23 protein-coding genes are annotated in these 22133 nt (G+C 67.8%); 4 read left to right on the forward strand and 19 right to left on the reverse strand.

The features are described from left to right. Positions 1-53 precede the first annotated feature (53 nt). From DACI_RS22345 to DACI_RS22360, 4 genes are all read right to left on the reverse strand, one after another. Positions 54-1112, reverse strand: a complete 1059-nt coding sequence (locus DACI_RS22345) for a Gfo/Idh/MocA family protein (RefSeq protein WP_012206237.1) — start codon at positions 1110-1112, stop codon at positions 54-56. Between the two features lie 11 nt (positions 1113-1123). Further along, positions 1124-2275 (reverse strand): porin, encoded by a 1152-nt coding sequence (locus DACI_RS22350; protein ID WP_012206238.1) that lies wholly within the window; start codon positions 2273-2275, stop codon positions 1124-1126. 91 nt (positions 2276-2366) lie between these two features. Next, a complete protein-coding gene (locus DACI_RS22355; RefSeq protein WP_012206239.1) occupies positions 2367-3200 on the reverse strand; it encodes a shikimate dehydrogenase family protein in 834 nt (277 codons plus the stop codon). Between the two features lie 48 nt (positions 3201-3248). Further along, entirely contained in the window at positions 3249-4643 is a 1395-nt protein-coding gene (locus tag DACI_RS22360; RefSeq protein WP_012206240.1) for an MFS transporter, read from the reverse strand. 186 nt (positions 4644-4829) lie between these two features. Here DACI_RS22360 and DACI_RS22365 point away from each other — a divergent pair, with 186 nt between their 5' ends. Then, positions 4830-5600, forward strand: a complete 771-nt coding sequence (locus DACI_RS22365) for an IclR family transcriptional regulator domain-containing protein (RefSeq protein ID WP_012206241.1) — start codon at positions 4830-4832, stop codon at positions 5598-5600. A gap of 17 nt (positions 5601-5617) precedes the next feature. Then, positions 5618-6055, forward strand: a complete 438-nt coding sequence (locus tag DACI_RS22370) for a nuclear transport factor 2 family protein (protein ID WP_225970981.1) — start codon at positions 5618-5620, stop codon at positions 6053-6055. A 16-nt stretch (positions 6056-6071) separates the two neighbouring features. Here DACI_RS22370 and DACI_RS22375 read toward each other — a convergent pair whose 3' ends face one another. The 14 genes from DACI_RS22375 to DACI_RS22440 all read right to left on the reverse strand — a co-directional run bounded on the left by DACI_RS22375 (position 6072) and on the right by DACI_RS22440 (position 19585). Beyond that, complete coding sequence (locus DACI_RS22375) at positions 6072-7097, reverse strand: aldo/keto reductase (RefSeq protein WP_012206243.1); 1026 nt, start codon at positions 7095-7097, stop codon at positions 6072-6074. Between the two features lie 72 nt (positions 7098-7169). Beyond that, entirely contained in the window at positions 7170-8066 is an 897-nt protein-coding gene (locus DACI_RS22380; protein ID WP_012206244.1) for a sugar phosphate isomerase/epimerase family protein, read from the reverse strand. Positions 8067-8143: 77 nt separating this feature from the next. Next, the gene (locus DACI_RS22385; RefSeq protein ID WP_012206245.1) at positions 8144-9028 is read right to left on the reverse strand and encodes a 4-hydroxyphenylpyruvate dioxygenase; all 885 of its coding nucleotides are present in this window, start codon (positions 9026-9028) and stop codon (positions 8144-8146) included. Between the two features lie 51 nt (positions 9029-9079). Beyond that, the gene (locus DACI_RS22390; protein ID WP_012206246.1) at positions 9080-10039 is read right to left on the reverse strand and encodes a Gfo/Idh/MocA family oxidoreductase; all 960 of its coding nucleotides are present in this window, start codon (positions 10037-10039) and stop codon (positions 9080-9082) included. 82 nt (positions 10040-10121) lie between these two features. Then, a complete protein-coding gene (locus DACI_RS22395; protein WP_012206247.1) occupies positions 10122-10991 on the reverse strand; it encodes a class III extradiol dioxygenase subunit beta in 870 nt (289 codons plus the stop codon). A gap of 1 nt (position 10992) precedes the next feature. After that, positions 10993-11451 (reverse strand): protocatechuate 4,5-dioxygenase subunit alpha, encoded by a 459-nt coding sequence (gene ligA / locus DACI_RS22400; RefSeq protein ID WP_012206248.1) that lies wholly within the window; start codon positions 11449-11451, stop codon positions 10993-10995. A 48-nt stretch (positions 11452-11499) separates the two neighbouring features. Then, on the reverse strand, positions 11500-12417 hold the full coding sequence (locus tag DACI_RS22405; RefSeq protein WP_012206249.1) for an amidohydrolase family protein: 918 nt from the start codon (positions 12415-12417) through the stop codon (positions 11500-11502). A 10-nt stretch (positions 12418-12427) separates the two neighbouring features. Further along, positions 12428-13111, reverse strand: coding sequence for a 4-carboxy-4-hydroxy-2-oxoadipate aldolase/oxaloacetate decarboxylase (gene ligK / locus DACI_RS22410; protein WP_012206250.1), 684 nt, complete (start codon positions 13109-13111; stop codon positions 12428-12430). A 33-nt stretch (positions 13112-13144) separates the two neighbouring features. Next, positions 13145-14173 carry an amidohydrolase family protein gene (locus DACI_RS22415; protein WP_012206251.1) on the reverse strand — a complete coding sequence of 343 codons (1029 nt, stop codon included), beginning with the start codon at positions 14171-14173 and terminating at the stop codon, positions 13145-13147. A gap of 49 nt (positions 14174-14222) precedes the next feature. After that, complete coding sequence (locus tag DACI_RS22420) at positions 14223-15605, reverse strand: MFS transporter (protein WP_012206252.1); 1383 nt, start codon at positions 15603-15605, stop codon at positions 14223-14225. Positions 15606-15706: 101 nt separating this feature from the next. After that, a complete protein-coding gene (locus DACI_RS22425) occupies positions 15707-16831 on the reverse strand; it encodes a 4-oxalomesaconate tautomerase (protein ID WP_043782284.1) in 1125 nt (374 codons plus the stop codon). 180 nt (positions 16832-17011) lie between these two features. Continuing rightward, positions 17012-17530, reverse strand: a complete 519-nt coding sequence (locus DACI_RS22430) for a hypothetical protein (RefSeq protein WP_034395652.1) — start codon at positions 17528-17530, stop codon at positions 17012-17014. Positions 17531-17714: 184 nt separating this feature from the next. Further along, positions 17715-18725, reverse strand: a complete 1011-nt coding sequence (locus tag DACI_RS22435; protein ID WP_012206255.1) for a tripartite tricarboxylate transporter substrate binding protein — start codon at positions 18723-18725, stop codon at positions 17715-17717. Then, the gene (locus DACI_RS22440) at positions 18722-19585 is read right to left on the reverse strand and encodes an amidohydrolase family protein (protein ID WP_043782290.1); all 864 of its coding nucleotides are present in this window, start codon (positions 19583-19585) and stop codon (positions 18722-18724) included. Before DACI_RS22440 ends, DACI_RS22435 begins: the two co-directional genes overlap by 4 nt. Positions 19586-19707: 122 nt before the next feature. Here DACI_RS22440 and DACI_RS22445 point away from each other — a divergent pair, with 122 nt between their 5' ends. Further along, positions 19708-20595, forward strand: coding sequence for a LysR family transcriptional regulator (locus DACI_RS22445; RefSeq protein ID WP_012206257.1), 888 nt, complete (start codon positions 19708-19710; stop codon positions 20593-20595). Between the two features lie 145 nt (positions 20596-20740). After that, a complete protein-coding gene (locus DACI_RS22450; RefSeq protein ID WP_012206258.1) occupies positions 20741-21517 on the forward strand; it encodes an SDR family oxidoreductase in 777 nt (258 codons plus the stop codon). 68 nt (positions 21518-21585) lie between these two features. Here DACI_RS22450 and DACI_RS22455 read toward each other — a convergent pair whose 3' ends face one another. Next, positions 21586-22101: a phage late control D family protein gene (locus DACI_RS22455; protein ID WP_012206259.1), complete on the reverse strand. Its 516-nt coding sequence runs from the start codon at positions 22099-22101 to the stop codon at positions 21586-21588. Between the last annotated feature and the right edge of the window lie 32 nt (positions 22102-22133).

Raw genomic sequence — 22133 nt, forward strand, 5'->3', positions numbered from 1 at the left:
GGCTCCGTGGCTCGATGTCATGGATGAAGGATGGCGCGCCGGTGATGCCCGGGTCACACCGTGGTGTCGATGGCGGCGCCCATGCGGGCAGCTTCTGCAATGGCCTCGGTGATCTGCAGGTTGCGCAGGCCGTCGTGCACGCTGACCAGGGGCTGCGCCAGGCCGCGCGCCACCTGCGCGAAATGCGCCATCTGGCGCACCAGCGGGTCTTCGCGCTCCACGGCGGCCACATCCAGGTCGAAGGGCTCATTCCAGGAGCGCTGGCCGGCCGATGCATAGGTCTTCAGCCGCATGCTCGGTATGGCCAGCGAGCCGAAGGTGCCCGCCACCAGATAGCAGTCTTCGTCCTCATAGCTGGCATAGGCCTTGTTCTCCTGCGAGGTCTGCTCCCAGCTGCGCGCGCTGGCGGCCGTGTCCGAAAGCACAAAGCTGCCCAGCGCACCGCTGGCAAAGCGCAGGTTGATGGCCACCGTGTCTTCCACGGCAAAACCGCGCGTGGCATGCGAGGCGAAGGCCTGCACGGCCACGATGTCGCCGCACAGCATGCGCAGGTTGTGGACCTCGTGGATCATGTTGAGCAGGATGGGGCCGCCCCCGGCCTCGCGGCGCCAGGGGCCTTCCTCGAAATAGGCGTCCGGCTTGTAGAACAGGGCCGCGCCGGTCACGGCCACCAGGCGGCCCAGCCGCCCCTGGGCGATGAGGGCTGCGGCCCGCGCCATGATCGGGCTGTGGGCGCGGTGGTGGCCCACCAGCACGCGGGCGCCGCTGCGCTCGGCCAGCGCGGCCAGGCGCTGCGCCTCGGCAACGGTGGAGGTGACGGGCTTTTCCAGCAGGATGGGCAGGCGCGCATGCATGCACTGCGCTGCCTGCGGGGCATGCAGGCGGTTGGGCGTGGCCAGCACCACGGCGTCGGGCCGGTCATGGGCGATCAGCTCGCCCAGGTCGGGCCACAGGGGCACCCCGGCCCTTTGGGCAAGCTCCCGGGCTGCGGGCGCCGGGTCCACGATGGCGGACAGGCGGCAATCCGCCTGGGCCCCGATGGCGGCGATATGCGCCTGGCCGATCGCGCCGGCGCCGGCCACGGCAATGCGAAGCGGGTGCAACTGTGCCATGGCATGCCCCCTCAGAAGCGGTGCAGCACGCCCAGCTGCACGCCCTTGATGGTGCGGCCGTTGACGTCGTCGGCCGATGTGAAGTTGGGCTTCATGCCGCCCGAGGCCGCCAGCCTAAAGCCCGCATTGCGGTCGTTCTTCAACTGCTCGGCCACCGCGTAGAGCATGGTGCGCTTGGACAGGTCGTAGTAGGCCGCGACCGCGCCGCCCGATGCGCCGCGCCCGCTGTCCGAGCCATCCTGTATGCGGCCCCACAGTGCGCCCACGCGCAGCTGCGGCGTCACGCGGTAGTCGGCCGACAGCTGCCAGACGCGGTAGAAGCGGCGCACATCGGCATTCGTGCCCGCCACCAGCCCGCCCACATTGCCCAGCACCGTGCCCGTGTTGTTGCCCGCCGAGCCCGCCGTACTGTTGTTGGACCGCACAAAGGCCAGCTGGACCTTGCCCTTGCCGTAGTCGTAGTTGGCGTAGAGGTTGTCGTAGCGGACCGCGTCGGTATAGGCCGCGTTCTGCGGCGCACGCGCATACAGCCCGGCATAGCCCACGCGGTAGGGGCCGTTCAGGTAGTCCAGGCCCAGCTGGTAGATGGCCTGCCGTGCGGGAGCGCCCGTTTCGGCCATGGCGTAGTGGGCCTCGAACAGGAAGCCGGCCATGCGCGGCGAGGTGTAGGAGATGTCGTTGTCGAAGCGCGAGGGCACGCCGAAGTTGTTGACCATCGATCCCAACGTGCGCGAGGTGAAGTCGATGTAGTCGCCGCGCCCGAAGATCACGGTGTTCTGCCGGCCCAGCCGCACCTCGCCCCAGCCGCCGCCCAGGCCCACCCAGCTTTGGCGGTCGAAGCCGCGCGTGCTGTCGGCCTGCGTGCCGTTGTCGGCGTTGATGCCCATCTCCAGCTGGAACTTCGCGTACAGGCCGCCGCCCAGGTCTTCGTGGCCGCGAAAGCCCAGGCGGCTGCGCAGCAGGGCACCGTCCTCCAGCGTGGTCATGGATGCGCCCGAGCTGCTGCGCATGTGGTTGATGTACTGGTCCACGCTGCCGTAGATGGTGACCGAGGACTGGGCGTGGGCACCCGCGCCCCAGGCGCCCAGCACGGTGGTCAGGGCCAGGATGCGAAGGGCCCCGCGCTGCGGCACTCGCGGTGTCTGGTGCATTTGCTGTTGCATGGTCTTGTCTCCTTCTCTGTGAAAAATGCTTTTTCGGGCGTGGCTGCGCCCTGCCCTGGACGCATTCAGGGCCGGTTGTCTGTCGGCTGGATCAGTAGGAGATGTGGGCGGTGGCGCGCAGCTCGTCGGGCGTGGCGCTGCCGAAGCCGAAGAATTCGAGGTAGGCGGGAATCATCTCGAACAGCATGTCCGTGCCCACCTGGAAGTCGCAGCCCTTGTCGCGCACGGCGCGCAGCAGGGGCGTGAACTCGGACTTCATCACCACCTCGCCCACAAAGGTGGTGGGCGCGATGCGCTGCACATCGAACGGCAGCGGGTCATCGTCCTTCATGCCCAGCGGCGTGGCGTTGACGACCACGTCGAAGCCCTGCGGGTCCCTGGAGCCCGTGCCCACCTTCATCCTCGGGTAGTAGGCAGCGAGCCGCCCTGCCAGGGCCTGCGCGCTCTCAGCCCGCGTGTCGAACAGCATCAGCTCGCCCACGCCGGCTGCCGCCAGCGAGGCGGCAATCGCCGACCCTACGCCACCTGCCCCGGAAATCAGCACCCGCGCGCCCTGCAGCTGCCGCCCCTTGCGCAGCACGCCGCGCACAAAGCCCGCGCCGTCGAACTGGTCGCCCAGCAGCGTGCCGTCCTCGCGCCGCAGCACGGCATTGCAGGCGCCTGCAATGTGCACGGCGGGCGTGACCTCGTGCACCAGGTCCACCACGGACACCTTGTGCGGCATGGTGATCAGCGCGCCGCGCAGGTTGGTGAAACGCATGATGGCCGCGAAGTCCGGCGCGAAATGCGCCGCCTTCACGCCCATGGGCACGACGCAGGCATCAATGCCCCGGCTGTCGAACCACGGGTTGTAGATCATGGGCGACTTGAAGGTCTCGGTCGGGTCGCCGATGTGGGCGATGAGGGTGGTTTTTCCGGAAATCATTCCCTGGGCTTTCGGATGCTTGGGTTGGCGGAATGTGGCGTGTGCAATTCAGCGGGCGGACTGGGCCAGGGCCTGGGTGCGCAGGCGCTCGTACTCGGCGGCGTCCACAGGCTGCGCACCGGCCTCGCCCAGATCTTCCATGCGCACGCGGTAGGTCTCGCGGGCGCTCCAGGCGGCCAGCGCTGCGACCACGGTGATGCCGAAGGCGATCAGGCCCACGGTCAGCCAGATGTTGTGCGCTCCCGGAGGCGCCACGGCCGTGAACAGCGCGGGCAGCATGGCGGTGATGGCCGTGCCCACGTTCTGCGAGATGGCCATGGCCGACACGCGTGTGCGGGTCGGGAACAGCTCGGGGTAGAAGCTGGGGAACACCGCGTTGTAGCCCTGGTAGACCACGCCCCACATCAGGATGGACATGGCGAAGGCCAGCGGCATGTTGCGCGTGCTGATGGCGTAGAGGTAGCCGATGGCCAGCAGCCCGGACAGCAGCGCGCCGAAGATGATGGGCGGGCGCCGGCCGATGCGGTCGGACAGGTTGCCCACCATGGGGATCACCAGCACCGCGACGATGTTGCCCACCACGGGAATCCACAGGTACATGTCCTTGGCGAAGCCGATGCCGTAGGCGGGCTGCACCGCATAGGCGGCACCGAAGATGGTGGCCACCACGGGGATCACGTTCATCAGCGCCATGCAGACCACGCGCAGCATGTCGGGCGAATGGTGGCGGAAGGCCTCGACCACGGGCGAACGCGGACGCGCCTCGCTGCGGCCTGCGGCGGTGAAGGCCGGGGTCTCGTTGACCTCGCGGCGGATGATCCAGCCCGCGATGATGACCACGAAGCTCAGGATGAAGGGAATGCGCCAGCCCCAGCTGTTGAACTGCTCGGTGGGCATGTAGTGCGCCAGCGGCAGGAACACGGCCGCTGCCAGGATCTGGCCGGCCTGCACGCCCTGCAGCGTGAAGCTGGCGAAGAAGCCGCGACGCCCGAACGGGGCATGCTCCAGGATCATCGAGCTGGCGCCCGAGATCTCGCCGGCCACCGCAAAGCCCTGGATCAGCCGCATCAGCACCAGCAGCGCGGGCGCCCACAGGCCGACCTGGTCATAGGTGGGCAGCAGCCCCACGGCGATGGTGGAAAAGCCCATCAGGAACATGCACCACACCAGCACCTGCTTGCGCCCGTGCGTATCGCCCAGGTGGCCCAGCACGAAGGCGCCGATGGGCCGCGCCACATAGCCCACGCCATAGGTGGCCAGCGAGGCGATGATGGCAATCGCCGGATCACCCTGCGGAAAGAAGATCTGCGGAAAGATCAGCGCCGCAGCCGTGGCGTAGATGAAGAAATCGTAGTACTCCAGGGCCGAGCCTATCCAGCCGCTGGTAGCGGCCTTGCGCGGCTGGTGCCCGGTGGGCTGTGTGTGTATCGGGGTTGCGCTCATGTGTTGTCTCCTCCATGTAGAAAAGGCCCCTGCTCGATGCTTGCGGCCAGGCCAGCGGGATGTAAAAAATGTAGTTCCCGCCTATGGATGCGCCCAAGCCAATTTCGAAAGGCATGTGCGCTGATCGCACCGCGCTGTTCGATAATCGCACGCACCCAGGGTTAATACGGAAAACTCAAGCTCGCCATGACAACACCTTCCACCCTCGCCCAGCGCGACTGGATTGCCGGACTGGAACGCGGCGTATCGATCATCGAAGCCTTTGACGACGCCCACCCGCGCATGACGGCCGCCGAGGCCGGCCAGCGCACGGGCATGACGCGCACCGCTGCGCGGCGCTACCTGCTGACGCTGCAGCACATGGGCTACGTGGCGGGGGACGGCAAGCTGTTCTGGCTCACGCCGCGCGTGCTGCGGCTGGGGCAGTCGTACCTGGAGTCGGCGCGGCTGCCGCGCATCGTCCAGCCGTTCCTGCAGCGCGTGGCGGCCGGCACCCATGAAACCGCCTACCTGGCGGTGCTGGACGACGACGAGGTGGTCTATATCGCGCGCAACGGCCCCAACCGCAACATGAACACCGGCTATGTGCTGGGCGCACGCGTGCCGGCCCAGGTCACGGCGGCCGGCATGCTGATGCTGTCCATGCGCAGCGACGCCGAGCTGGAGCACTGGCTGGACAACCGCGCGCTGACGGTCTTCACCTCGCACACCATCACCTGCCCCGCCGAAATGCGCCGCGAGCTGGCCCTGATCCGCACCCAGGACTGGGCGCTGTGCGAGCAGCAGCTCAACCTGGACTCGCGCGGCATTGCCGTGCCGCTGCGCGACCGCCACGGCGCGCTGGCAGGCGCCCTCAACATCACCATGCCCATGGGCCGCGAGACCGGCAAGGACGCCGTGGCGCGCGTGCTGCCCATGCTGCGCGAGACGGCGCAGGCGATGCGGGATCTGATCTGATGGTGAACGACATGGCCATGGCGCAACTTCCTGACCTGGACATGCATGGCGGCGACGTCCGTCTGCTGCAGCATCTGCAGGCACTGGAAGTGCGGCTGCACGATCCGCAGGTGCGATCGGACGCAGGCCAGCTGCAGGCGCTGCTGCATGAAGACTTCCTGGAATTCGGCCGCTCGGGCGGCGTGCACGACCGGGCCGCCACCGTGGACAGCCTGGCGGCCGCCTTGCCAGCACAGGCCCCTGCCCGGCTGGTGTCAGGCGGCTTTGCCCTGGCGCGCCTGGGACCGGACAGCGCGCTGCTGACCTACCGCTCGGCCAGCGTGGCCGAGGATGGAACGGCCGGCCGGCATACGCTGCGCTCCTCGGTCTGGCTGCGCACGGCCCGGGGCTGGCAGATGCGCTTCCACCAGGGCACGCCCACGGCGCCATTCGACCTGGCCGCATCCATGCCATGAGCGGCCTGCGGCGTGTTCAGACGGTTTCGAACGCGTACTTTTCCGTGTCCACCTCGCGCTGCGAAGCCACGGCATAGCGGTCGCCCTGGATGCGCTCGGGCTTGAAGAGGTCGTCCAGTTCGGCCAGCAGGGCAGCGTCCAGGCGCACGGCGCCGCCGCGCAGGTCTTCGTGCAGGTGGTCCACGCTGGTGGTGCCCGGCAGGGCAATCACATGCTCGCCCTGGTGCAGCACCCAGGCGATGGCCAGCTCGGCCAGCGTGCAGTCGGCGCGCTCGGCAATGGACTGCATGGGCGCGAGCAGCTGCAGGTTCTTCGCATAGGCCTCGGGCGCGAAGCGCGGCATGGCGGCGCGGATATCACCCTTGACCAGGCCCTCGACCTCCTGGAGCTTGCCGGTGAGGAAGGCGCGGCCCAGCGGGCTGAAGGCCACGTAGGCAATGCCCAGTTCCTTGCAGGCCTGCAGCGTGCCCAGCTCGGCATTGCGCGACCACAGCGAATACTCGCTTTGCAGCGCGGCGATGGGGAAGGTGGCGTGGGCGCGGCGCAGCGCGTCGGCGCCGATCTCGGACAGGCCCAGGGCGCGCACCTTGCCCTCTTCCACCAGGCGCGACATCTCGCCCACCGATTCCTCGATGGGCACGCGGCGGTCCCAGCGGTGCAGGTAGTAGAGGTCGATGACATCGGTGCCCAGGCGCTGCAGGCTGTCTTCGCAATTGCGGCGCAGGGTCTTGGGGTGGCCATCGATCACGCGGCGCACCACGCCGTCGTCGCCGCGCACGCCGGCCATGCCGCATTTGCTGGCCAGGGTGATGTGGTTGCGGTGGGACTTGAGCACGGGGCCGACCAGGGATTCGTTGGCGCCGAAGCCATACAGCGCCGCCGTGTCGAACAGCGTGACACCGGCGTCCAGCGCCGCATGCAGCACGGCCTTGCCCTGCTCGGGCGACGGCGGATGGCCATAGGCGTGGCTGAGGTTCATGCAGCCCAGGCCGACGGCGCTGACGGAGAAGGGACCCAGGTGGCGTGTGGACAGGTTGGTCATGGTTTTCTCACAGGGAAAAGAAGCAAGGGAGCGGCCAGCGCTCCCTTGCAATGTCGAAGGCCCATTTTGCCGTCAAACCGACGTGCCCCGCACGCCCGTGCGCGCCCAGGCCGGCAGCGGCACGGGCCGGTGCAGCACGTCGTCGTTGAGCCACTGCGCGCTGCGGCGCGCGCGCTCGGCCACGGTGTCCAGCGGCAGTTGCTGGTAGTCGTCGTTGAAGACCTCGAAGCTGTAGTCGCCCCGGTAGCCCAGGCGGTCCAGGCGCAGCACCAGGTCGGCCAGGCGCTCGCTGTGCACGCCCTCGCCCGGGAACACGCGGAAGGTGCGCGCCGTGGCCATGCGTTCCTCGAAGGTGGGCGCGTCGTGCCACATGAAGTCGGACAGCTGCACGAGGAAGATCTTGTCGCGGTCGATCAGCTCCAGCGCGTCCAGCGGCGTCTTGGCCGCCAGGATGTGGAAGGAGTCCAGCCCAATGCCCAGGTTGGACGTGTCGGCACGGCAGACCACGTCCCAGCTGGTGGTGAACTCATTGACGGAGCGGCCCCAGGACAGCCCCTCGTAGGCGATCTTCACGCCCAGCGGAATGCCGAGCATGGCCAGCTTGCGCAGGTCGCGCGCAATCACGTCGAGATCGCCCGTGGCATGGCGCGAGGTGGACGAGCAGGCCAGCAGCACGGGGCTGCCGATCTCGGCGCACATCTCCAGCATGGACTTGGCGATGTCCACCTTGTAGTGGTGCAGGTGGTCGGACAGGCCCTCGAAGTCGCGCAGCACCTGAAAGCCCGTGGGCCGCAGGCCGCTGGCGCGCACGGCCGCCGCTGCCGCCTTGACGCCGCCCGGGTGGCCGGCCAGGTCGCGCGCGCTGAGCATGACCTGGGTGAAGCCCGCGCGCCGTATGGCGTCGAGCTTGGCCTCCAGCGAGCCATTCAGAGTGATGGTGTCCATGCCATAGCTGTCCAGCAAGCCCATGCTGCCCTCCAGGATCGTTGTGTGTATCGGCGGTTGAATCGGACGGCGGCGCGCTAGACGTCGCACTAAGTTTCGCGTTAGGCGTCGCGGTGCACCAGCTCGAACACCACGGTGCCCATGGCGTTGCGCGTGAGCGCGCCGCGGTCATCGGGGTGCAGGCGGCTCGATTCCACGAACTCCACGCCGCGCTGGCGCAGCGCCTGCACGGCGCCAGGCACGTCGGTGGTGCCCAGGCCGATGCGCTGCAGGCGCTCGGGCATGTCGTCCCACTCCAGGCCCGGATCGGGCTCGATGAGCTGCCACAGGAAGCGTTTGCAGGGGCTGCGCATGAGCTTGCCCTTGGGCAGGATGCCGAAGCGCTGCGCGTCGGGCAGCAGGTGGAAGTCGAACATGCGTTCGAAGTAGGTGATCCAGTCGGCGCTGCGGCCACGCCCTATGTACTGGACCACGCCGAAATAGCCAAGGCCGGCCAGCGCCGGTGGATGGGGATCGGCCCCGGCGATGGGCTTGAAATCGATGTCATAGATGGAGAACTCCTGCCATCGATCGACAAAGTAGAAGCGGCTGCCACCCGGGCCGTGGATGGCCGGGATGTGCAGCTCCATCGCCTGGGCCTGGCTGGGCGCCGCCCAGGCCCCCAGCTCGATGCAGCGCGTATGCGCCTGCAGGGCATCCTGCACGCGCAGCGCCACGGCCGAGATGACGGGCTGCCCGTCCGAGGCGGCATTGGCCAGCGCATCGGCAGCGCCCGCATTGACCACCAGGTTCATGTCCCCCTGCCGGTACAGCGTCACCTCGCGCGAGCGGTGCCGCGCCACGGGGCGAAAACCCAGCCCCTCCAGCACCTGGCCCAGGGCCTGGGGCTGGCTGGTCGTGTACTCGATGAACTCTATGCCGTCGATCCCGAGGCGATTGGACGCCTCGGGCACGTCTTCCCGGCTGCTGGAGGAGGAATCGGTCATTGCGGTACTCCGGATGGAAACATGGTGCGCTGCGACGGCTCGCCGGGCGGGTCAGGCCTGCAGTTGCTGCTCTAGATCATGGAGGACCTGATAGCAGGGCAGGACCTGGGCCACGCTGGAATTGGGCTCGCGGCCTTCGCGGATGGCGGCGAAGAACTCGCGGTCCTGCAGCTCGATGCCATTCATGGAGACATCAACCTTGGAAACGTCGATCTTCTCCTCCTTGCCGTTGACCAGATCGTCATAGCGCGCGATGTAGGTACCGGTGTCGCCGATGTAGCGGAAGAAGGTGCCCAGCGGGCCGTCGTTGTTGAACGACAGGCTCAGCGTGCAGATCGCGCCATTGGCGGCCTTGAGCTGGATGCTCATGTCCATGGCAATGCCCAGCTCCGGATGGATGGGGCCTTGCACGGCGTTGGCCTTCACGATGGGGCTGCCGGCCTGGTAGGCGAACAGGTCCACGGTGTGGGCGGCGTGGTGCCACAGCAGGTGATCGGTCCAGCTGCGGGCCTGGCCCAGCGCGTTCATATTGGTGCGGCGGAAGAAATAGGTCTGCACATCCATCTGCTGGATGTTGAACTCGCCGGCCGCGATCTTCTTGTGCACCCACTGGTGGCTGGGGTTGAAGCGGCGCGTGTGGCCGCACATGGCCACCAGGCCGGTCTGCTTTTGCAGATCGGCCACGGCCTGGGCGTCCTTGAGGCTGTCGGCCAGCGGGATCTCCACCTGCACATGCTTGCCGGCCTTCAGGCATTCGATGGCCTGGGCGGCATGCATCTGCGTGGGCGTGCACAGGATGACGGCGTCCACCTCGGGCAGGGCAAGGCTGTCGGCCAGCTCGGTGGTCACATGCTTGATGCCGTACTTGTCGGCCACTTCCTGGGTCTTGGCCAGCTCGCGGCCCACCAGGGAGACGACTTCAACGCCGTCGATGTTCTTGATGCCGTCCAGGTGCTTGATGCCGAAGGCACCGGCGCCCGCCAGGGCGACTTTAATGGTCTTGTTGCTCATATGAGTCTCCGTAGAGCCGCCTCAAGGAGGCGAAGGCCCCCTCGGGGGGCAGTGAATACACGCAGTGATGAACGTGGGGGCCTCAGCCGTTCTCCAGGATGAGATGTCCCACGGCCGTATTGGACGCGGGCACATGGTAGAAGCGGTGGTTGACCTTGGGCAGCGGCGCGGGGCCATCCACATCGGCCATGGCGCCGCGCGCGATCAGCCACATCACCAGCTCGATGCCTTCGGAGCCGGCCTCGCGCACGTAGTCGATATGCGGCATCTTGGCCAGGCCGGCCGGGTTCTCGATCAGCAGGTCCAGGAAGCGGTTGTCCCACTCCTTGTTGATCAGGCCCGCACGCGCGCCCTGCAACTGGTGGCTCATGCCGCCCGTGCCCCAGATCTGCACGTTCAGGTCTTCGTCGAAGCTTTCCACGGCGCGGCGGATGGCCCGGCCCAGGTTGAAGCAGCGCTGGCCCGACGGCACGGGGTACTGCACCACGTTGACGGCAAACGGAATCACCGGGCAGGGCCAGGCGCCCGTGCGCGCGTCCTGCTCGCCGCACATCAGCGACAGCGGCACGGTCAGGCCGTGGTCCACGTCCATCTTGTTGACGATGGTGAGGTCGAAGTCCTGCTGGATCACCGACTGCGCGATGTGGCTGGCCAGCTCCGGATGGCCGACGACCTTGGGCACGGGGCGCGGGCCCCAGCCTTCGTCGGCGGGCTGGTATTCAGCGGCCGTGCCGATGGCAAACGTCGGGATGAAGTCCAGGCTGAACGCGGTCGCGTGGTCGTTGTAGACCAGGAAGATCACGTCGGGCTTGTTGTCCTTGAGCCATTGGCGCGAGTGCTCGAAGCCCTTGAACAAAGGCTGCCAATAGGGCTCGTCGGCCTTGCCCAGGTCCATGGCCGCGCCGATGGCGGGTACATGCGAGGTGTAGACGGATGCGGTGATGCGCGCCATGTCAGTTGCCTTCCTTGTTGTTCTTGTCCACGCTGCCGGCCTTGCCCTGCGGCTGGCGGTGGGCCTGGGCATCGCCCTCCTCGCCCACGCGGCGGTTGCCTTCGGCCGAACGGCCTCCGCCCACCATCATGTTGCGGTATTCCTCTTCGGACATGCCGGTCATGGAGCCGGCCATCTGCTGGAAGCTCTTGCCGTCCGTGGCGCCGATCTTGGCCAGGAAGTAGATGTTGCCGCCCGTGCGCATGCACCAGTTGAGGTCGCGGGCCAGCACGGCCTGCTTTTGTTCCTCGCTCATGGCCCATTCGTCCAGGTAGGCACGCTCGTCGGCCTTGAAGCGCTCGCGGTTCTCGGCCTTCATCAGCGACATGCAGAACTGGTTGAGCCAGTAGCCTTTGCGGGACTGCTCGGCATCAAAAATGATGGTGCCGGGCACGTCCAGATAGGGTTTGTCCAATGCCATGGATATCTCCTTGAATATGTCCGGCACCCAGGCCGGACATGGTTGCCGTCAGGCTTCTTCCGGCCAGTACAGGCGCATCGGATTGTCGACCAGCAGCTTCTTCTGCAGCTCGGCAGTCGGTGCAATGTGCGGGATGAAGTCGACCAGCAGGCCGTCATCGGGCATGTGGTCCTTGAGGTTGGGGTGGGGCCAGTCGGTTCCCCACAGCACGCGGTCGGGGAACTCCTCGACCACGCGGCGGGCGAAGGGCACCACGTCACGGTAGGCATTTTGCTCGCCGTCCAGCGCCTTGGGGCCGGTGACGGACAGGCGTTCGGGGCAGCTGACCTTGCTCCAGACGTTCTGGTGCTCGCGCATGAACCTGAGGAACAGCTCGAACTCGGGGCCGTCCACGGGCTTGCTCACGTCGGGGCGGCCCATGTGGTCCACGACCACGGTGGTGGGCAGGCTGGTGAAGAAGTCCCACAGCTCGGGCAGGTCCACGGCCTCGAAGTAGATGACCACATGCCAGCCGAGCTTGGCGATGCGGCCCGCGATCTCCATCAGCTCGTCCTTAGGCGTGAAGTCCACCAGGCGCTTGACGAAGTTGAAGCGCACGCCGCGCACGCCGGCGGCGTGCAGCTCCTGCAGCTCCTCATCGGTCACGCTGCGGCGCACCGTGGCCACGCCGCGCGCCTTGCCGTTGGCGGCCTTGCAGGCATCGACCATGGCGCGGTTGTCGGCGCCGTGGCAGGTGGCCTGCACGATGACGTTGCGCGCAAAGCCCAGGTGGTCGCGCAGCGCAAACAGCTGCTGCTTGCTGGCGTCGCAGGGCGTGTACTTGCGCTCGGGCGCAAACGGGAATTCATCGCCGGGGCCGAAGACGTGGCAGTGGGCATCCACAGCGCCTGCAGGCACCTGGAACTTGGGCTTGGAGGGGCCGGCGTACCAGTCCAGCCAGCCGGGGGTTTTTTCAAAAGCGCTCATGTTCCCTCCTTCAGTCGATGTAACGGAGGCCGGCCTTTTCAAGGGGCTCGCGCATCTTGTACATGTCCAGGCCCAGCACGCCGGAAGCCAGCTTGGCGCGCTTTTCGCCCTCGAAGCTCTCGCGCTTTTGTGCGGCAGCCAGGGTTTCGGCGGCCTTGGCGGCGGGCACGCAGACCACGCCGTCATCGTCGGCCACGATCACGTCGCCAGGCGTGACCCACATGCCCGCGCAGACCACGGGGATGTTGACCGAGCCCAGCGTGGCCTTGATCGTGCCCTTGGAGGAGATGGCGCGGCTCCACACGGGGAAGTTCATTTCCTGCAGCGTCTTCACGTCGCGCACGCCGGCGTCGATGATCAGCGCCCGTGCGCCACGCGCCTGGAAGCTCGTGGCCAGCAGGTCGCCGAAGTAGCCGTCCGTGCATTCCGAGGTCACGGCCGCGACCACGATGTCGCCGGGCTGGATCTGCTCTGCGGCCACATGCATCATCCAGTTGTCACCGGGCTGCAGCAGCACGGTGACGGCCGTGCCCGAGACCTGCTGGCCCGCATAGATGGGGCGCATATAGGGCTTGAGCAGGCCCACGCGGCCCATGGCCTCGTGGACGGTGGCCGAGCCCAGGGCAGCCAGGCCGTCGGCGGCCGCGCGGTCGGCACGCTGGATGTTGCGGTAAACCACACCGAGTTCGTACATGGTGTTCTCCTTGGATCTGTGGTGGCGGCCTGCTTACAGGCCCTTTTGCTTGAGGGCGGCGTCCATGCGCGGGAACACGCGGCGCGCGTTGCCTTCGTAGACCTGGTAGCGCTCCTCTTCGGTGAGGTTGGCCGTGGCCTCGATGTAGCGCTTGGTGTCGTCGTAGTAGTGGCCCGTGGTCGGGTCGATGCCGCGCACGGCGCCGATCATCTCGCTGGCGAACAGGATGTTCTTGACGGGTATCACCTTGGTCAGCAGATCGATGCCGGGCTGGTGGTAGACGCAGGTGTCGAAGAAGATGTTGTTGAGCAGGTGCTCGTCCAGCAGCGGCTTCTTGAGCTCCTGCGCCAGGCCGCGGAAACGGCCCCAGTGGTAGGGCACGGCGCCGCCGCCATGGGGGATCAGGAACTTGAGCGTGGGGAAGTCCTTGAACAGGTCGCTGGTCAGGCACTGCATGAAGGCCGTGGTGTCGGCATTCAGGTAGTGGGCGCCCGTGGTGTGGAAGCACGCGTTGCAGCTGGTGGAGACGTGGACCATCGCGGGGATGTCGTACTCCACCATCTTCTCGTAGATGGGATACCAGGAGCGGTCCGACAGCGGGGGCGAGGTCCAGTGGCCGCCTGAAGGATCGGGGTTCAGGTTGATGCCCACGTTGCCGTACTGCTCCACGCACTTGACCAGTTCGGGGATGCAGGTGGCGGGGTCCACGCCCGGCGACTGCGGCAGCATGGCGGCGGGGATGAAATGCTCGGGGAACAGTTCGCTGACGCGGTAGCACAGCTCGTTGCAGATGGCGGCCCAGGTGCTCGATGTCTGGAAGTCGCCGATGTGGTGGGCCATGAAGCTGGCGCGCGGGCTGAAGATGGTGAGATCGGAGCCGCGCTGCTTCATCAGCTTGAGCTGGTTGGTCTCGATGGTCTCGCGGATCTCGTCATCGCTGATCTTCAGGTCGCTGGCCCTGGGGGCCTTGGACGGGTCCTTGAGGCCTGCGATCTGCAGGTCGCGCCAGGCGCCCAGGGCCGCGGGCGCGGTGGTGTAGTGGCCGTGTACGTCGATGATCATCGGATGGTCTCCTGCGTCTTTATGGGGTGGGAATGTGTCAGTGGAGGGGTCAGTGGAGGGGTGCGGCAGGCGCCGCGCCGCCCTGCGGCTCGGGACTGCTGTACTGCTTGATGATGAGGGCGGCCATGGCGATCACGCCCGGAATGGCCACCACGGCAAAGATCTCGCTGAAACCCAGCTGGCGCGCCGACAGCTCGGCCACCAGGAAGGAGCCCGCAATGCCGCCGAAGCGGCCAATGCCCAGCATCCAGGCCACGCCCGTGGCACGGCCCCGCGTGGGGTAGTAGGCGGCGGCCAGCGCCGGCATGGACGACTGGGCGGTGTTCATGATGGTGCCGGCCAGGAAAACGGCCACCACCAGCCAGCCCAGGTGACCGGCCGTCTGGCCTATCCACCAGATGGAGGCCGCCGTCAGCGCATAGCCGATGGCGATGATGCGGTTGGCATTGAAGCGGTCCATGAGCCAGCCGAACAGCACGGCGCCCACGCCGCCCAGCGGGAACAGCGCGGCCACCAGGGTGCCGGTCTTGGGGTCCAGGCCCGCTTCCTTGAACAGCACGGGCATCCAGTTCATCAGCGCGTAGAAGATGACCAGTCCCATGAAGTAGGCGATCCACAGCATGATCGAACCCACGCGGTACTCGCGCGACAGCACCACGCCCATGCCGCTGCTGGCCCGAGATTCGGGCTGGGGCTTGGACTCGGTCATCACGAAGCGCTGCACGCCCTGCACGGCATCACCGGCAATGCGCGCCAGCACCTTGCGGATGCGCTCGGCCGGGTAGTTGTTGGCCACCATGTGGCGCACCGACTCCGGCAGCAGCACGATCAGGGCCACCAGCAGCAGCAGCGGCGCTGCACCGCCCAGGATGAGCACGCTGCGCCAGCCGAAATGGGGGATCATCCAGGCCGCCAGGAAGCCGCCGAAGGCCGCGCCCAGCGGAAAGCCGCAGAACATGGCGTTGGTCAGCGTGGCGCGGCGCGAATCAGGGCAGTACTCGCTCATCAGCGTGACGGCATTGGGCATGGCGGCGCCCAGGCCCAGGCCGGTGACGAAGCGCAGCATGGCCAGCGTCCAGATGTCGGGCGAAAAGCCCGAAGCCAGGCAGGACACGGCAAACACCGCCACCGAACCCACCAGCACGGTCTTGCGGCCCAGCCGGTCAGCCAGCGGACCAGAGAACAGGGCGCCTGCGGCCAGGCCGAACAGCGCCGCGCTGAGCACGGGCGCCAGTGCAGGCTTGCTCACGCCCCACTCGCCGATCAGCGAGGGCGCGATGTAGCCGATGGCCGCCGTGTCAAAGCCATCGAGCAGAACGATCAGGAAACACAGCGCAAAGATCACCCACTGGAATCCCGAGAACGGGTGCTCGTTGAGCAGGGTCTGCACATTGACGCCGGTTGCTGCGGCGTCCTTCTGGACGGATGTCATGACTTGTCTCTTCCACTGTCTCTCGGCCTGGCGGATACCGCATCTGCGCGCGCGGCCCGCACCTTGCACCGCAGGGGCCGGCAAGCCCCTGCGCTGTTTCTTCAGTCCTGCCTGCGGCCGTCCCAGGCCGAGCGCGGCACCATGACCTCGCCGCGCATCAGCAGGCGCGCCGTGCGCAGCAGGGCCGCCTTGGTCACCACCTCGGGATGGGCCGGATCGCTGTCCAGCGTCACGCTGAATTCGCCCGTGGGATGCTCCACCGACACCGTGAGCGGGCCCGCGCCCTGCGTGAGCTGCGCCACGCCGTCGCACACGGTGCCCGGCATCTTCACGGCCGTGCCCACGGTGACGGCTGCCAGCACGCCGATGGCGTCATGGCAGACGTGGGGGATGAAGCTGCGCGTGGTCAGCGCGCCGCCATGCTGGGGCGGCGCGATCAGCGTCATCTTGGGGTAGTTCTTGGCCGAGACATCGCCCAGGCCCATGGTCCGGGAGATCTGCAGGCGCAGCGCCTCGATGCGGCGCTTGAGATCGGTGTCGGCGTTGAGCTCGGCCACGGTCTCCAGGCCGGTGGCGCCCACGTCGGCGGCCTTGAAGATCACCAGCGGCATGCCGTTGTCTATGCAGGTGACGTCAAGCGTGAAGTCTTCGAACCCCTCGCCCGTCACCGTGACCGTGTCCCGGGGCTTGCCCGTGGGCAGCAGGCCCGAGCAGACCGAGCCGGCCGTGTCCAGGAAACTGATTTCGATGGGTGCCGAGCTGCCGGGCGCGCCGTCGATGCGGGCCGAGCCTTCGTACTCCACCTGGCCGCCGGGCGTCTGCACGGTGATGTCGGCCGCCATGCCGGTGTTCAGCGTCAGCACCCGGAAGGTGCTGGTCTCGCCGCGCGAGGAGACCATGCCGGTCTCCAGCGCAAAGGGAACCACGCCGGCCAGCATGTTGCCGCAGTTGGGCGTGGTGTCCACCGTGTCCTTGTCGGGCTGCAGCTGGGCGAAGAGGAATTCGAGGTCGATGCCCTCCTTGTCGGAGAGGCTGACGATGCCGACCTTGCTGGTCAGCGGATGCGCACCACCCACGCCGTCGATCTGCCGCTTGTCGGGCGAGCCCATGGCCGCGAGCAGCACGCGGTCGCGCGTGGGCAGGTCGGAGGGAAGATCGGTGGCCCGGAAGAAGGGGCCCTTGGAAGTACCGCCCCGCATCAGCAGGCAGGGAATGGCCGTTTGCATGGCTGTCTCTATCAGTATGGGTATGACAGCTATTGTGAGCATGGCGCGGGCCAGGCACCACTGAGCAAGCCCGCTAGCAGCTATAGCAAACCGGCATAGCTCAGTACCAGGCTTGCGCTGCGGGTTGCGGCGCCCGTGCGCCGCAACTGCTTGATACAACTTATTTTTGTGCGGTGCCGCTCAATCGCGGCCATGGCCCCGGCCGCGATCATGGCCATGCCCGGGGCCACGGTGGTCATCACCACGCCCGCCATGGCGATCGTGGCGGTCGTCACGGTCCCAGCGGCGGTCATCGCGGCGGTGCTCCCATTCGCGGTGGCGGCGCTCCTCGCGCCAGCGCGGATCGGGACGCGGCGGCCCGGCATGCCAGTGCGGCGGCGGGTTGCGCAGGAAGTACACCGGGCGGCCGCAGGCGCCGTAGCGGGCGCAGTGCTTGCCCCAGTGCTTGGCGTGGCCCGGGGGCACCCACATGTAGACAGGCGGCGGAGCCATGGGGGCCGGCGCAATGATGACGGGGCGCTGGTACAGCAGCGCTGGCGGCGGCGCGTTGCCGATGTCCACGGTGCCGTAGACGCCCGGTGCCAGCTGGCCCGAGACCGAGCCGCTGATGTAGGTCTGCGCCTGGGCCGCAAGGGCCGAGCAGGCCAGCGCAAAGGCGGCCGCGGCGCGCAAGGTGGTTCGCAAGGTGAGCAGGGCCATGTTCTTTTGAATTGGGTGAAACAGGAAAGGCCCCGTTTCTACCAAGCGCGCGGGGCCGCGTGGACCGCTGCGCCTGAAAAGGTGTAAGAACCCGTTCAAGCCAGCGCCCGTTCCTGTTCAACGCGCCAGGGCTGCCTGCGGTGTACAGCAGACCGCAATGGTCCGCTTTCTGGCCTGCACGCGCTCAGTCCAGCTTGAGCCGCGAATCCTTCACCACCTTCTGCCATTTGGCGATCTCGGCGCGGCGGAAGGTCTCCAGCTCGGCCGGCGTGGAGCCTATGGGCTCGGCGCCTATGCCAGCGAGCCGCTCCACGATGGCGGGCTCGCGCAGCACCTTGGCCAGCACCGTGGACAGCCGGTTCACGATGGCGGGCGGCGTGCCGGCCGGCGCAAAGATGGCGTTCCATTCATAGGTCTCGTAGCCGGGCACGCCCGACTCGGCAATGGTCGGCAGCTCGGGCGCGGCCTTGGAGCGCTCCAGCCCGCCCACGGCCACCGCGCGCAGCTTGCCGGTCTTCACGTGCTGCCAGGCCGAGCCCATGCTGGCAAACATCAGCGGCACCTGGCCCGACATCACATCCATCATGGCCGGGCCGCCGCCCTTGTAGGCCACATGGTGCAGCTGCGTCCTGGCCAGCAGGTTGAACAGTTCGCCCGCCAGGTGCTGGGCCGAGCCCGGGCCTGCGGACGCAAAGTACAGTTGCCCGCCCCCCTCGGAGCGGCCGGCCTGGATCAGGTCCTGCACGCTCTTGATGGGCGACGAAGGCGCAACCACCAGCACATTGGGCACGCGCAGCAGCAGCGACACGGGCGCGAAGGCCTTGAGCGTGTCGAACTGCATGCGCGCGTGGATGGCGGGGTTTTGCGCGTGGTTGGAGGCATCGAGCATCAGCGTGTAGCCGTCGGGCTGGGCCTTGGCCACCTGGGCACCGCCAATCATGCCGCCTGCCCCGCCCCGGTTCTCGATCACCACGGGCTGGCCCAGCTCGGCAGACAGCCTGGGGCCGATCAGGCGCGCCACCACATCGACGGTGCCGCCCGGCGGATAGGTTACGACCAGGGTGACGGGGCGCTCGGGGTAGTTGGCCACTGCAGCCGCTGCAGCCGCAGCGGCCGGCGCGGCCATGCCGGCAACGGCCGAAAGCAGGCCTGCTGCCGCCCACAGGCTGGCGGTGCGTCTGGACAGGGAATTCATGGTGTGTCTCCTTGGTTTGGCATGTCGTTTTGGAATCGGAACAGCTCGAAGGCGGTGCGGCCCAGCACGGCCTGCAGGGGGCCGGCATCGTCCAGCCAGTCCTGCAGCCAGCGCACGGCCGCCGGATAGCTGGCCTGGCCGGCGTGCTGCGTGTGCGGCCAGTCGCTGCCCCAGAGCAACCGCCCGGCCGTGAAGGCCTGCAGCAATTGCGCGGTGGCCTGCCGGCCCGAGGCGGCGCAGTCGGCGGCCTGCCAGATGCGGTAGGGCGCGGACAGCTTGACCCACACACGGCCGCTGCCGGCCTGCTGCAGCAGATAGCCAAAGCCCGGGTCGCGCACGCCCAGGGCCGGGTCAGGACGCCCGAAGTGGTCAACCACCACGCGGCAGCCGGCCGCCAGCAAGGCGGGCAGCAGGTCCGGCAGGCGCCCGGCCTGCAGGTGCAGCTCCACATGCCAGCCCAGGGTGTTGGCCTGCTCCAGCACGCGGCGCCAACCGGGCGCATTCAGATCGGGCAAAGGCAGGCCGATCAGGTTCAGGCGCATGCCCACCACGCCGGCATCGGCCAGGGCCTGCAGTTGTTCATCGCCCGTGCTCTCATCCACCACGGCCACGCCGCGCAGGCGCTGCGGCTGGGCGCGCAGCGCCTGGAGCAGGTAGCTGTTGTCCGTGCCCAGAAAGCTGGGCTGCACCAGCACGCCATGGGCCATGCCGTGCGTGTCCAGGTGGTGCAGATAGGTGCCCAGGAGCGCGTCCTCGTCGGGCGCGTAGCGGCGCGCATCCGGCATGGGCAGGCCACGCTCGAAGACATGGGCGTGGGTATCGACGCTGGACGCAATGGCGAACCGGGGCACGGCAGACACGGGAAGAACTCCTTGTGGGTTGCGCCACGCAAGGCGCGGCGCTGGGGGCATGGGGCCGGATTCTAGGAACGGGGGGTATATATTTCCATTCTTCAAAACGGATTTATTCATACCGGATCAATATGGAAACCCGGCATCTGCGCTACTTTCTCGCGGTGGTGGACCAGGGCAGCGTCAGCCGCGCAGCCGACTGGCTGGGCATTGCACAGCCGGCCCTGAGCCAGACCCTGGCCCGCATGGAAAAAGACCTGGGCGTGCAGCTGTTCCAGCGCTCACGCCAGGGCGCCCTGCCCACCCCGGCCGCCCTGGCCATGCTGGACGATGTGCGCACCAGCGTGGCCCGCATAGATGCCGCCGCCAGCCGCGCGCGCGAGATCGCCAGGGGCAGTGCGGGCCAGTTGACCGTGGGCCTGGTGTCCTCGGCGCTGTTCGGCACCCTGCCCCGCGCCCTGCGCGCGTTGCGGCAGCAGGCGCCCGGCGTGCGGGTCATCCTGCGCGAGATGAGCAATGCCGAGCAGGCCGAGGCCCTGCAGACCGGCGCCATCGACATCGGCCTCATGCACACGCCCGTGGCCGTGGGCGGGCGCATGCGCGAGCGCCAGCTGCTGCGCGAGCGCCTGGTGGCCGCCGTGCCCGATGAATTCCAGATCGGCGAGGACGGCCAGGTCAGCCTGGCCCAGATCGCCGAGGCCGGGCTGGTGATGTACCCGCAGGCGCAATTGCCCGTGCTGCATGCCGGCATCCTCGACGCGCTGCGCAAGGCCGGGCACGAGGCCCATGTGGCGCAGGAAGCCAACCGCACCCTCACCGTGCTGGCCTGCGTGGCCGGCGGCTGCGGCGTGGCCCTTCTGCCCAGCTGGATACGCTCCATGGACTTTCGCGGCGTGCGCTTTTGCGAGGTGCGTGACGGCCAGGCCCTGCCCAGCCTGGACCTCAGCGCCATCTGGCCCGCACGCTCCACGCCCACGCTGGCCGACCTGTTCGCGCACCTGGATCTGGGGGAAGACTGAGCTCTCCCTAGCCCGCTGCGACCATGTGCAGCGCGGCACGGCTCCACCAAGGGCGGCCCGGCGCTCGTGCAAGAAGCGGGATGCACGTCCGCCTGCGCCGCACTACAAACCGCTTTCCCTCATTCACGGAAAGAAAAGGTGCGAGATGCAGCCATCGCCACAGCAACTCCACGGAAAAGTCGCCCTCATCACGGGCGCCAGCTCAGGCATAGGCCGCGAAGCCGCCAGGCTGTTTGCGCGCCACGGCGCCAGGCTGGTCCTCACGGCCCGCCGCCAGCCGGAACTGCAGGCCCTGGTGGCGGAGATCGAGCAGGACGGCGGCCAGGCCATCGCGCTGGCCGGCGACGTGCGGGACGAGCCGCTGGCACAGGCCCTGGTCGAGACCGCCACGGAGCGCTTTGGCGGCCTGGACATCGCCTTCAACAATGCAGGCATGACCGGCGATCCCTGTGCCCTGCCCGATCTCTCGCTGCAGGCCTGGCAGGACGCCATCGCCACCAACCTCACCAGTGCCTTTCTGGGCGCCAAGCACCAGATACCGGCCCTGCTGGCACGCGGTGGCGGCTCGCTGATCTTCACCTCCACCTTCGTGGGCCATACGGCGGGCCTGCCCGGCATGGGAGCCTATGCCGCCAGCAAGGCCGGCCTCGTCGGCCTCACCCAGGTCATCGCCGCCGAATACGGCCCCCGCGGCCTGCGCGCCAACGCCCTGCTGCCCGGGGGCACCGACACTCCCATGGGCCGCGCCAGCACCCCCACGCCCGAGGCGCGCGCCTTCGTCGAAAACCTGCACGCGCTCAAGCGCCTCGCCACCCCCGCAGAAATCGCGGCGGCGGCGCTGTTTCTGGCGTCGGACGCATCCAGCTTCATCACGGGTACGGCCATGGTGGTCGATGGTGGCGTGTCCATCAACCGGATTTGAACGAGACCCCTGGCCGGCATGCCCAGGCCAGGGGCCGCGGCGCCTGGACCGCATCTGTCCCCTGCGGCTTACCGGTACGTCCTGGCCATGCCTGCCCGTGCAACTTCGGGGCCGTCGCTGCAATGGCGGCCCGGCTTGATTTCCTGCTCCAGCTGCCGGGCGTGGATGTTTTGCGGATCGCCTGCGCCGGCTTTTCCAGGAGGATGGAAAGGAATGGATTCATCCCCGGGCAATGCGCCATGCGAGGCATGCTCGAAAAAGAAGTAGATGCCTTCGTGCAGCATCCACCGCGGGACAAGGCCGCAATCGCTTTCGTTGAATTGAGCGCAGCAGTCCCCGCTGCGATTGCCGCGCGTGCGTTTCTTTCGCAGCGGATGGCCATAGGCGCCCAATACCTGCTCGATGATGTCGGGCACGGTCTGGTTCTGGAAGATGCGAACGTCGCTCCTGCGCGTGGCCAGCCACAGCCAGGGGCTCAGGCGGGCCTTGCAGGCGTAACCGCGGTGGTTCTGGCCCTGCATGCCCAGGCGGGCGACGATGCCGTCGATGTAGCGCATTGCGCCGCCCTGGATTTGTATTTCCATGGTGGTGCTTTACCCAATAGCGCCTTTGCGTA

The organism is Delftia acidovorans SPH-1, assembly GCF_000018665.1.
Classification (GTDB): Bacteria; Pseudomonadota; Gammaproteobacteria; order Burkholderiales; family Burkholderiaceae_C; genus Comamonas; species Comamonas acidovorans.